This is a genomic window from Mycobacterium scrofulaceum, from assembly GCF_001667885.1.
Lineage (GTDB): Bacteria > Actinomycetota > Actinomycetes > Mycobacteriales > Mycobacteriaceae > Mycobacterium > Mycobacterium scrofulaceum_C.
Genome location: NZ_LZJW01000019.1, coordinates 202,497 through 213,740, shown reverse-complemented (window position 1 = coordinate 213,740; position 11,244 = coordinate 202,497). Strand labels below are relative to the sequence as shown.

At 70.8% G+C, this 11,244-nt stretch carries 13 protein-coding genes; 8 read left to right on the top strand and 5 right to left on the bottom strand.

All coding sequences use genetic code 11. The features are described 5' to 3' along the window. The 3 genes from infB to A5681_RS02765 all read left to right on the top strand — a co-directional run. A partial coding sequence (gene infB / locus A5681_RS02775; RefSeq protein ID WP_082968174.1) for a translation initiation factor IF-2 occupies positions 1-2,014 on the top strand: 2,014 nt, incomplete at its 5' end. A gap of 80 nt (positions 2,015-2,094) precedes the next feature. Next, entirely contained in the window at positions 2,095-2,568 is a 474-nt protein-coding gene (gene rbfA / locus A5681_RS02770; RefSeq protein WP_067269117.1) for a 30S ribosome-binding factor RbfA, read from the top strand. Then, entirely contained in the window at positions 2,543-3,553 is a 1,011-nt protein-coding gene (locus A5681_RS02765; RefSeq protein ID WP_067269115.1) for a DHH family phosphoesterase, read from the top strand. Before rbfA ends, A5681_RS02765 begins: the two co-directional genes overlap by 26 nt. A 76-nt stretch (positions 3,554-3,629) precedes the next feature. Here the strand turns inward: A5681_RS02765 and A5681_RS02760 are convergent, their stop codons facing one another. Genes A5681_RS02760 through A5681_RS02750 form a run of 3 tightly spaced genes read right to left on the bottom strand, consistent with a single transcriptional unit; the run spans position 3,630 to position 5,371 of the window. Beyond that, complete coding sequence (locus tag A5681_RS02760) at positions 3,630-4,211, bottom strand: hypothetical protein (protein ID WP_067269113.1); 582 nt, start codon at positions 4,209-4,211, stop codon at positions 3,630-3,632. A 22-nt stretch (positions 4,212-4,233) separates the two neighbouring features. Beyond that, a complete protein-coding gene (locus A5681_RS02755; RefSeq protein WP_067269110.1) occupies positions 4,234-4,605 on the bottom strand; it encodes a hypothetical protein in 372 nt (123 codons plus the stop codon). Positions 4,606-4,621: 16 nt separating this feature from the next. Next, entirely contained in the window at positions 4,622-5,371 is a 750-nt protein-coding gene (locus A5681_RS02750) for an enoyl-CoA hydratase (RefSeq protein WP_067269108.1), read from the bottom strand. Positions 5,372-5,415: 44 nt separating this feature from the next. Here A5681_RS02750 and A5681_RS02745 point away from each other — a divergent pair, with 44 nt between their 5' ends. Then, positions 5,416-5,685 (top strand): DUF2277 domain-containing protein, encoded by a 270-nt coding sequence (locus A5681_RS02745; RefSeq protein ID WP_067269106.1) that lies wholly within the window; start codon positions 5,416-5,418, stop codon positions 5,683-5,685. Continuing rightward, complete coding sequence (locus A5681_RS02740; protein ID WP_067269104.1) at positions 5,682-6,254, top strand: DUF1802 family protein; 573 nt, start codon at positions 5,682-5,684, stop codon at positions 6,252-6,254. The genes A5681_RS02745 and A5681_RS02740 overlap by 4 nt, the downstream gene beginning before the upstream one ends. Here A5681_RS02740 and A5681_RS02735 read toward each other — a convergent pair. Together A5681_RS02735 and A5681_RS02730 are read right to left on the bottom strand one after the other, a co-directional pair. Continuing rightward, positions 6,213-7,928, bottom strand: a complete 1,716-nt coding sequence (locus tag A5681_RS02735; RefSeq protein ID WP_067269102.1) for a CocE/NonD family hydrolase — start codon at positions 7,926-7,928, stop codon at positions 6,213-6,215. The genes A5681_RS02740 and A5681_RS02735 overlap by 42 nt on opposite strands. Before the next feature lie 27 nt (positions 7,929-7,955). Next, positions 7,956-8,540, bottom strand: a complete 585-nt coding sequence (locus A5681_RS02730; RefSeq protein WP_067269100.1) for a DUF3558 domain-containing protein — start codon at positions 8,538-8,540, stop codon at positions 7,956-7,958. 145 nt (positions 8,541-8,685) lie between these two features. Between A5681_RS02730 and A5681_RS02725 the strand changes: the two genes are divergently transcribed. The 3 genes from A5681_RS02725 to truB are packed head-to-tail and all read left to right on the top strand — an operon-like array spanning position 8,686 to position 11,242. Beyond that, positions 8,686-9,663, top strand: a complete 978-nt coding sequence (locus tag A5681_RS02725) for a metallophosphoesterase family protein (protein ID WP_067269098.1) — start codon at positions 8,686-8,688, stop codon at positions 9,661-9,663. Beyond that, positions 9,660-10,340: a 4'-phosphopantetheinyl transferase family protein gene (locus A5681_RS02720; protein ID WP_067269096.1), complete on the top strand. Its 681-nt coding sequence runs from the start codon at positions 9,660-9,662 to the stop codon at positions 10,338-10,340. The genes A5681_RS02725 and A5681_RS02720 overlap by 4 nt, the downstream gene beginning before the upstream one ends. After that, positions 10,337-11,242: a tRNA pseudouridine(55) synthase TruB gene (gene truB / locus A5681_RS02715; RefSeq protein WP_067269095.1), complete on the top strand. Its 906-nt coding sequence runs from the start codon at positions 10,337-10,339 to the stop codon at positions 11,240-11,242. The genes A5681_RS02720 and truB overlap by 4 nt, the downstream gene beginning before the upstream one ends. The last annotated feature ends 2 nt before the right edge of the window (positions 11,243-11,244 follow it).

Sequence of the window (11,244 nt, the reverse complement as noted above, 5' to 3'; positions counted from 1 at the left end):
GGTCGGCGCCCCGCCCGGGGGTGGCGGCGGTGCGGGAGGTTTCCGAGGCCGTCCCGGTGGCGGTGGTGGTGGTGGCCGCCCCGGTCAGCGCGGCGGCGCGGCCGGCGCGTTCGGCCGTCCCGGCGGTGCGCCGCGACGTGGCCGCAAGTCCAAGCGGGCGAAACGCGCCGAGTACGAGAACATGCAGGCGCCGGTCGTCGGCGGCGTGCGGTTGCCGCACGGCAACGGCGAGACGATCCGGCTGGCCCGCGGCGCGTCGCTCTCCGACTTCGCCGACAAGATCAACGCCAACCCGGCCTCGCTGGTCCAGGCGCTGTTCAACCTCGGGGAGATGGTGACGGCCACCCAGTCGGTCGGCGACGAGACGCTCGAGCTGCTGGGCAGCGAGATGAATTACGTCGTCCAGGTCGTCAGCCCGGAGGACGAGGACCGCGAGCTGCTGGAATCCTTCGACCTGACCTACGGCGAGGACGAGGGCACCGAGGAGGACCTGCAGACCCGGCCGCCGGTGGTGACCGTGATGGGTCACGTCGACCACGGTAAAACCCGGCTGCTGGACACGATCCGGAACGCCAGCGTGCGCGAGGCCGAGGCCGGTGGCATCACCCAGCACATCGGCGCGTACCAGGTTTCCGTCGACCTCGACGGCAACGAGCGGCTGATCACCTTCATCGACACCCCGGGTCACGAGGCGTTCACCGCCATGCGTGCCCGCGGCGCGAAGGCCACCGACATCGCGATCCTGGTGGTCGCCGCCGACGACGGCGTGATGCCGCAGACGGTGGAGGCCATCAACCACGCGCAGGCGGCCGACGTGCCGATCGTGGTGGCGGTCAACAAGATCGACAAGGAGGGCGCCGACCCGGCCAAGATCCGGGCACAGCTCACCGAATACGGTTTGGTGGCCGAGGACTTCGGTGGCGACACGATGTTCGTCGACATCTCCGCCAAGGAGGGCACGAACATCGAAGCGCTCGAAGAGGCGGTGCTGCTGACCGCCGACGCGGCCCTGGACCTGCGGGCCAACCCCGACATGGAGGCCCAGGGGGTGGCGATCGAGGCGCACCTGGACCGCGGTCGCGGCCCGGTCGCCACGGTGCTGGTGCAGCGCGGCACGCTGCGCGTCGGCGACTCGGTGGTCGCCGGCGACGCCTACGGCCGCGTTCGGCGCATGGTCGACGAGCACGGCGACGACGTCGAGGAGGCGCTGCCGTCGCGGCCGGTGCAGGTCATCGGCTTCACGTCGGTCCCGGGCGCCGGGGACAACTTCCTCGTCGTCGACGAGGACCGCATCGCCCGCCAGATCGCCGACCGGCGCAGCGCGCGGCGACGCAACGCGCTGGCGGCGCGGTCCCGCAAGCGCATCAGCCTGGAGGACCTGGACTCGGCGCTGAAGGAAACCAGCCAGCTCAACCTGATCCTCAAGGGCGACAACGCCGGTACGGTCGAGGCGCTCGAGGAGGCCCTGATGGGCATCCAGGTCGACGACGAGGTGGAACTGCGCGTCATCGACCGCGGCGTCGGTGGCATCACCGAAACCAACGTCAACCTGGCGTCGGCGTCGGACGCGGTGATCATCGGGTTCAACGTGCGCGCCGAGGGCAAGGCGACGGAGCTGGCCAACCGCGAGGGTGTGGAGATCCGCTACTACTCGGTGATCTACCAGGCGATCGACGACATCGAGAAGGCCCTGCGCGGCATGCTCAAGCCGATCTACGAGGAGCAGGAGCTGGGTCGCGCCGAGATCCGCGCGATCTTCCGGTCCTCCAAGGTCGGCATCATCGCCGGCTGCATGATCAGCTCCGGGGTGGTGCGGCGCAACGCGAAGGCCCGCCTGTTGCGGGACAACGTCGTGGTCACCGAGAACCTGACGATCAACTCGCTGCGCCGGGAGAAGGACGACGTGACCGAGGTGCGCGAGGGCTTCGAGTGCGGTATGACGCTGGGCTACTCGGACATCAAGGAAGGCGACATCATCGAGTCCTACGAGCTCGTGCAGAAGGAGCGCGCCTGACACCGCCGACGATGCGAAAAGGGATGTGTGTGATGAGGTGGGGGTACCCCCGCGAGCGGGGGAAAGGCGGTGAATAAATAATGGCGGACCCCGCAAGGGCGCGCCGACTGGCCAAACGCATCAACGCGATCGTCGCTTCGGCGATCGAATTCGAGATCAAGGATCCCGGGCTGGACGGGGTGACCATCGTCGACACGAAGGTCACCGCCGACCTGCACGATGCGACGGTGTTCTACACCGTGATGGGCCGCACCCTCGACGAGGAGCCGGACTATGCCGCCGCGGCGTCCGCGCTGGAGCGGGCCAAGGGCGCGCTGCGGACCATGGTGGGGGCGGGCACCGGCGTGCGCTTCACGCCGACCCTGACCTTCACCCGCGACACCACGCTGGACACCGTGGCGCGGATGGACGAATTGCTGGCGCGCGCCCGCGCCGCGGACGCCGACCTGGCGCGGGTCCGCTCGGGGGCCAAGCCGGCCGGGGATGCCGATCCATACTGCTCCAGCGGGTCAAGCGACGAGGACACCGGTGACGACGACCGACGCGAAGACTGAGCCGTCCCGCGCCGCGGGCGCCGGGGCACGCGTCGACGCCCGCGGCGCGGTCGAATTGCTCTCGGCCGCAGCGACTATCGCGGTGGTCGCCCATGTGCACCCCGACGCCGACACCATCGGCGCGGGGCTGGCGCTGGCCTTGGTGCTGGACAAGTGCGGCAAGAGCGTCGAGGTCGGTTTCGCCGAACCGGCGGCGCTGCCGGAGTCGCTGGCGTCGCTGCCCGGCTGTGGGTTGCTGGTCGGTCCGGAGGCGATGCGGCGTGACGTCGATCTGGTTGTCACCGTTGATGTTCCGAGCGTCAAGCGGCTCGGCGCGCTGAGCGAGCTGGCCGGTGCGGGCCGGGAGGTGCTGGTGATCGACCACCACGCCTCCAACCAGCTGTTCGGGACCGCGAACTTCGTTGACGTGTCGGCGGACTCGACCACGATGCTGGTCGCCGACATCCTCGACGCGTGGGACAAGCCGATCGACCCGGACGTCGCGCACTGCATCTACGCCGGGCTGACCACCGACACCGGGTCGTTCCGCTGGGCCACCGCCCGGGCGCTGCGGCTGGCGGCCCGGCTGGTCGAGGCGGGCGTCGACAACGCCGCGATCAGCCGGACGCTGATGGACAGCCACCCCTTCGACTGGCTGCCGCTGCTCTCCCGCGTGTTGGGGTCCGCCCACCTGCTGCCCGACGCCGCCGGTGGCCGGGGGCTGGTGTATGCCGTTGTCCGGCACCAGGATTGGGTCAGTTCGCGCCCGGAGGAAGTCGAGAGCATCGTCGACATCGTGCGCACCACGCAGCAGGCGGAGGTGGCCGCGGTGTTCAAGGAGGTCGACCCCCAGCAGTGGTCGGTGTCGATGCGGGCCAAGGCCGAGGTGGACCTTGCCGCGGTCGCGTCCGCGTTCGGCGGGGGTGGCCACCGGCTGGCCGCCGGCTATTCGACAAGCGGCCCGATCGACGACGCGGTGGCCTCCCTGCGCAGCGCCCTGGGCTGATTGCCCGACTCTCCCCCGCGAGCGGGAGGTGCCCCCACCGCACCTCGCTCCGCGAGCTGCTGCGTAGTCGGGCGGGCTAGAACGCCCAGCTGCCCGAACGCTGCAACACGAACCCGTGGTCGCCGCTGGTGGTGTCCAGGCAGGCCACCAGGTTGTCGGCACCGACGGCGCACGTGACGTTCAGGTGCGTCAGCTTCTGACCCACTCCCAGCAGCTTGCCGCCCGGCGGCAGGGCCGCCGGATTGCCGTCGCAGCCGCCGTAGGACATCCGGCTCAACTGATAGCCCGGCCCCTTGAAGTCGGCCGACCCCACCAGGCAGTCGCCCGGGTGCGGGCGCCCGCCGAGCACCGGAACGTCGTCGATCCCCGGCATGTCGCCCTTGCACTTGATGTCCTGTGACGGCTGCGGCGCGGGCGCGGGACCGCCGTAGAAGTCGCACGCCAGCGAGTACGGGGTGGAGAAACTGATCCGGGGAGCCGTGCCCGGCCCGGAGCTGACCACATAGCCGTCCGCCGGGACGGGGGCGAAACCGTCCAGGCTGGGAAAGCCCGGCGGTGGCTGCGCGGCCGCCCGCGGCGCCGCGGGCCCCACGACGGCGAACGCGAGCGCCAGAGCGCCCAGAAGGACCCTCACGGTGACGTCGACGATCGCACGCATCAGCTGATCGTATGGGTTGCCCTCAGTTCACCCATAAACCAGCGGCGATCAAAACCGACCCGAGGGCCATGACCAGGCCTAATGCCGGCCATTTCCACATCCGGGGCCGCCGGCGCGCGCCCGTGAGAAGCGCCCCGATGCATGACACCAGCAGCGCCAGGGCGATCCCGCCGACGATGACGACCGTCCCGGTGAAGGTGCGGTGGACGAAGTGGGTGACCCCGGGGCTGTCGCAGTTGTCGCTGCATATCGGCAGCATCAACCACATCGAGGACAACAACGCCACGGCGAACGCGCCGGCGCTGACCACCAGCTGCGCGACGAAGAGCAGCGCGGTCGCGACGGTGTCCGCGGTCGCTCGTCCGCGCCGCTGAGCCGGCGGAAAGGGCGTCACCGGTTCCGGCGGTCGGCTAACGGACCTGGGCCCGTCCGCGCCGCAGCACCGCCTCGCGGTTGGCCGCGATGTCGTCGCCGCTGGTCCGGAACTGGCGGGCCGCCATCGCTTCCAGCCACAGCCCCGCGCTGGTCTGCGAGTCGTCGATCCGGTGATAGGACGCCAGCAACGCGCGCACCGCATCCTGGTTGTTGCCGACGATCGACGCCGCCACGCCGCGGGCGGCGCTCAACAGCTGTGCGTGCGGCACCACCTCGGTCACCAGGCCGGCGCGCAGCGCGTCGGCGGCCGACAGGTAGTCCCCGGTCATGCTCATGCGCCGGGCCAGCCCGACGCCCACCTTCTGCGGCAACCGCACGCTCAGCCCCCAGGTCGGCAGCAGGCCCACGCGGGCGTGGGTGTCGGCGAACCGGGCGTTCTCGGAGGCGATCAGGATGTCGCAGTACAGGGCCAGCTCCAGGCCGCCGGTCACCGCGGCGCCGTTGATCGCACCGATGACCGGCTTGCTCAGCGGTGGCCACCGCGGGGAGATGTCCGGAAGCGCCGAGGAGCCGCCCAGCTCCTTGAGGTCCAGGCCCGCGCAGAACACCGGGTCGGTCCCGGTGACGATGATGACGTCGACGTCATCATCGGTTTCCGCGTCGGCCAGGGCCCCGAAAAACTGATCCCGCAGCGCCGAGGACAGCGCATTCCGGGACTGCGGCCGGTTCAGGGTCAGGGTGCGCACCCGCTCGTCGGTCTCGATCAGCAGGATGTCGTCGGTCATGAGATCACCGTAGAGGGTCGCCGGCCGCGCCTATCGTTGGAGGCATGTGCCGGAACATCACCGAGCTGCGGGGCTTGCAGCCGGCGGCCACGCCCGAGGAGATCGCGGCGGCGGCGCGCCAGTACGTGCGCAAGGTCAGCGGCATCACCCGCCCCAGCGCGGCCAACGTCGAAGCCTTCGAAGCCGCCGTCGCCGAGGTCACCGAGACGACGGCGCGGCTGTTGGCGGCCCTGCCCCCGCGGCGTCAGCCGCCCAAGACCGTCCCGCCGTTGCGCCGGCCCGAGGTGGTCGCCCGGCTGGCCGGGGCGCAATGACGCTCAGCGCCACGACCCCTACCACGACGCCCGCGCTGAAGGAGTGGAGCGCGGCGGTGCACGCCCTGCTGGACGGGCGACAGCAGGTGCTGCTGCGCAAGGGCGGCATCGGGGAGAAGCGCTTCGAACTTGCCGCCGACGAGTTCCTGCTGTTCCCGACGGTCGCGCACAGCCACTTCGAGCGCGTGCGGCCCGAGCATCGCGACCTGCTGGCGGCGGCCGCCGCCGACAGCACCGAGGAGCGGCTGGTGATCCGGGCGGCCGCCAAAGTCGTTGCGGCCGTGGCGGTTAACCGGCCCGACGGCCTGCCGGCGATCGAGGACCTGCACATCTGGACCGCCGATTCGGTGCGCGCCGACCGGCTCGACTTCCGCCCGAAGCACAAGCTGGCCGTGCTGGTGGTGTCGGTGCACCCGCTGGCCGAGCCGGTGGACATCGCCCGCGCACCCGACTACGGCGGCTGCAAAAGCTGGGTGGAGCTGCCCCTGCGGGCGCCGCTCGCGGCGCCCGTTCACGACGACGCCGCGCTAGCCGAGGTCGCCGCCCGCGTCCGCGGCGCCGTTGGCTGACAGGTCGAGGGGGCCGACGGGCAGCAGCAGCCGGGAGCGCCCGTAGCGCACGGTGTGGGTGGCCGGCTTGGACTGCCGGCCCGTCAGGATCGGCTCGTCGGTGCCCAGGTTGCGCGCGTAACGGGGGAACCAGCTGCCGGCGATCAGCACCCGGATGCGGTTCCCGGCGCGGAAGCGGTGGGCGGTGCCGTCGAGTTCGATCCGGACGGTTTTCTTCGAGTTCTTGGCGGCGGAGGCCAGCCGCCGGTAGCCGTCGCTGACGTTCGTCGACCGGCCTTTCTGGTCGACCTCGCTGACCCGGACGAACAGGTCGACGTGGGGATTGTCCGCGCCGTGGGCCAGCTCGACGACGGGGCTGCCGTAGACGCAAAGGTCCTGAGTGAGGGTGAGGCTGGTGAAGGCCAGCACGTCGTCGCGCGCGGCGAGCCGGCTGTCGTCGCGGTAGCCGCCGTTCGGCGACAGCAAGGGGCCACCCGTCGTGGGTGTCGGATCGGCGGGGTCGTAGCGGAAGGTGGCCGGCGCCAGCCGCGCCAGGTCCGTCGGCGCCGTCTCGCCGAGGTGGCCGCCCGGCCGCAGGTACAGCGCGCGTTCGGTGGTGGCAGGCGGCCAGTCCGCCACGTTGCGCCAGCCCTGCCCGGTGACGCAGACCCGCACCCGGCTGGGCCGGCCCGCGGGCGCGCCGCCCAGATGGGTGTCCAGCCAGTCCAGGGATTCCCGCATGCAGGTGCTCAGCCCGGTGGTGAGCACCTGGGCGTGCGTCCAGGGGCCCATCGTGAGCGCGACGTCGAGGCCCCGGCGGCGCAGGTGCGCGTATTGCTGCAGCGTCTGCCTGACGAAGATGTCCTGCCAACCGCCGATCAGCAGCACGGGCGCGTCGACGCGATCCAGCGCGTCGCCGCAGCGCAACGCGTCCCAGAACGGGTCGCTGGGGTCGGTGTGCTCGACCCACGACTCGAACCAGGGCGCGCCGGCGCCCAGCAGCGCGCGGGCCGTGTCGCCGACCGGGAGCCCGAGGGCCGCCTGCGCCACCTTGCTGCGGTTCTGCAGCTGGCGCAGCGCGGCGCGGACCCGTACCGGATCCTCCTGATGGGCCACCATGTCGCTCCAGCCCAGGAAGTCGTTGATGGCGAACGAGCCGGTGCCCCAGACGGATTCGTTGAAATCGTGCGGGCCCACGGTGATGACGGCCGCGGCCAGCTCCGGCGGGGGATCGGTCAGCAGCGCCCATTGGGTGAACCCGAGGTAGGACAGGCCGACGGTGGCGAAGCTGCCGGTGAACCACGGCTGGTCGCGCAGCCACGCCACGGTGTCGGCGCCGTCGGCCGCCTCGTGGGCCATCGGCTCGAAATCCCCGCCCGACCCGAACGTCCCGCGGACGCTCTGCAGCACCACGTGGTAGCCGCGGCTCGCATACAGGGCCCCGAACAGCAGCGAGAACGGCAAGGCGCGCCCGTAGGGCCCCCGGGCCAGCACGGTGCCGACGGCCGACGCGGTGGCTGGTGCGTAATGATCGGCCACCAGGTCGATCCCGTCCCGCATGGGCACCCGTACGCGTTCGACGGTGTAATCGGTGGTGGCCGGCCGCAGCCCCAGCAGCCGGCCGACGGCCTTTCCGCCGATGTGCCGCAGGGTGTGCAGGGCGGGCTGGGCGGGTCGCGTCGAGGTGATACTCACGGTGCCCAGGTTAAGACCCGGCGTCGGTCAGAACTTGTAGTAAGGCGCCAGGTCGTTGGCGCGCTGCAGATTGGTGGACATGCAGTCCACCTCGGGGTTGGAGTAGACCGTCGAGTAGTACAGCGCCTGCTGCAGCACGCCGTAGCTGGTCTTGAACACGACCATGCAGGAGTAATACCAGTAGCTGTTGTGATAGGTCGGCTTGAGCACCCAGTACTGCGCGGCGCGATGGCCCGCGATGGTGGTCTCGACGGCGTCGGGCGGCAGCGTCTCATCGTAGGTGCGCCAGATGATCGGCTCGACGGCCACCTGATAGTTACCCGCGTCGAAGTGGCAGCGCAGGCCGTCTTCGTGCTCGGGCGGTGTGAATCCCAGGCCGAGCCGCTGGATCACATCGAACGGGATGTCCTCGCACGCGTCGAAGGGGCGCGGGTCGGTGGTCGCCACGATCGGGCTCTTCATCGTGGTCTCCATCGGCGCCGCGGTCGAGCGCAGCTCGACGCCTCCGCCGCCCGTCGGCCCGGGCGCGGCTCCGAGGGACCCCGCCGTGCCTGCGACGGCCGCTGCGACCAGGGCGCCCACCGCCCCGATCAGACGCACCTTGGCGAACACGACACCCCCTGACGGCTCGGCGCTTCCTGCCGGGAGTGTACAAGCCGCGTCGATGAGGCCACAGGGAAACAAGAACACGTTCTAATGCGGCGGGCAAGGGCCGGTACTGCCCGGCCCGGACTCCGGTTCATTAGGCTGGTTAATCGTGGCTGGTCAAAATGCGGGGCACGAATCGCCCAACGGGGGACAACCGACGCTGTGGGCCGTCTCCGACCTGCACACCGGCCACCTCGGCAATAAGCCGGTCACCGAATCCCTGCACCCGTCGTCCCCGGACGATTGGCTGATCGTCGCCGGTGACGTCGCCGAACGCACCGACGAGATCCGCTGGGCGCTGGACCTGCTGCGCCGGCGATTCGCGAAGGTGATCTGGGTGCCCGGCAACCACGAGTTGTGGACCACGACGCGCGACCCCGTGCAGATCTTCGGCAAGTCCCGCTACGACTACCTGGTCAACATGTGCGACGAAATGGGCGTCGTCACCCCCGAGCATCCGTTCCCGGTGTGGACCGAGCGCGGTGGCCCCGCGACGATCGTGCCGATGTTTCTGCTCTACGACTACAGCTTCTTGCCCGAGGGGGCGACGAGCAAAGCCGAGGGCCTGACCATCGCGCGGGAGCGCAACGTGGTCGCGACCGACGAGTTTCTGCTCTCGCCGGAGCCGTATCCCACCCGGGAGGCCTGGTGTCAGGAGCGGCTCGCCGCCACGCGGGCCCGCCTCGAGCAACTCGACTGGATGACACCGACGGTTCTGGTGAACCATTTCCCGCTGGTGCGTGAGCCCTGCGACGCGCTGTTCTACCCCGAGTTCTCGCTGTGGTGCGGGACCACCAAGACCGCCGACTGGCACACCCGCTACAACGCCGTCTGCTCGGTCTACGGTCACCTGCACATCCCGCGCACCACCTGGTACGACGACGTGCGCTTCGAGGAGGTGTCGGTGGGCTACCCGCGGGAATGGCGGCGCCGCAAGCCGCACAGCTGGTTGCGCCAGGTGCTGCCCGACCCGCAGTACGCGCCCGGCTACCTCAACGACTTCGGCGGCCATTTCGAGATCACTCCCGAGATGCGGCAGCAGGCCGCGCAGTTCCGGGAACGGTTGCGCCAGCGGCAGTCTCGATGACCGAGCAGTTGCTGGTCTCCTCGGTACTGCCCGATGTGGGCGAGCTGGCCTCCTCCGAGCTGTATTCCGACCCGCCGGGCCTGGCTCCCTTGCCGGAGGAGGAGCCGCTGATCGCCAAGTCGGTCGCCAAGCGGCGCAACGAATTCATCACCGTGAGGCACTGCGCGCGCGTGGCGATGGGTGAGCTCGGCCTGCCGCCGGTGCCGATCCTCAAGGGTGAGAAGGGCGAACCGTGCTGGCCCGACGGCGTGGTCGGCAGCCTCACCCACTGCACGGGCTACCGCGGCGCGGTCGTGGGCCGCACCGAGGCGGTGCGCTCGGTGGGCATCGATGCCGAGCCGCACGACGTGTTGCCCGACGGCGTGCTGAACGCGATCACGCTGCCCGAGGAGCGCCACGAGCTGGCCGCGTTGCCGGCGGGCCTGCACTGGGACCGAATCCTGTTCTGCGCCAAGGAAGCAACGTACAAGGCCTGGTTTCCGTTGACCAAGCGCTGGCTGGGTTTCGAGGACGCCCACATCGTGTTCGACCTCGACCCGCCCGACGGCGGGACCACCGGGGTGTTCGTCTCCAAGATCCTGATCGACGGGCAGACCCTCGACGGTCCACCGCTGACCGCGCTGAGGGGCCGATGGTCGGTCGAGCGGGGACTGGTGCTGACCGCCATCGTGCTATGACGTCGAGCCGCAGCGGCCCGGCGCCCGATCCCGGGTTGGTCGTCGTCGACAAGCCGGCCGGGATGACGAGTCACGACGTGGTGGGACGCTGTCGCCGCATCTTCGGCACCCGCAGGGTGGGGCACGCCGGGACGCTGGACCCGATGGCCACCGGCGTGCTGGTGATCGGTGTGGAGCGCGCCACCAAGATCCTCGGCCTGTTGACGGCCACCTCCAAGTCGTACGCCGCCACCATCCGGCTCGGGCAGACCACGTCCACCGAGGACGCCGAAGGGGAAGTGCTACAGAGTGTTTCGGCGGCGCACCTGACCCGTGCGGAGATCGACACCGCGGTCGCCGGGCTGCGCGGCGACATCGACCAGGTGCCGTCGGCGGTGAGCGCGATCAAGGTGGACGGCCGCCGCGCCTACCGCCTGGTTCGCGAGGGCCTGGCCGTCGAACTCGCGGCCCGCCCCGTCCGCATCGACCGGTTCGAGGTGTGCGACGTTCGCTCCGATGGCCCCTTCGTCGACGTCGACGTGGAGGTCGACTGCTCGTCGGGAACCTACGTTCGCGCGCTGGCCCGCGACGTCGGCGCCGCGCTCGGCGTCGGCGGGCACCTGACGGCCCTGCGGCGCACCCGGGTCGGCCGCTTCACGCTGGAGCGGGCCCGTTCGCTCGACGAGCTGGCCGAGCGGCCCGCCCTGTCGCTGACCCTGGACGACGCGTGCCTGCTGGTCTTTCCGCGCCGCGACCTGACCGGCGAGGAGGCCGAGGCCGCGGCCAACGGGCGGCCGCTCGCGCCGGCCGGAATCGACGGCGTCTACGCCGCCTGCGACCCCGACGGCCGGGTGATCGCCCTGCTGCGTGACGAGGGCTCGCGGACCAAGTCGGTGGTGGTGATCCGCCCGGCGACGCTGTAGCC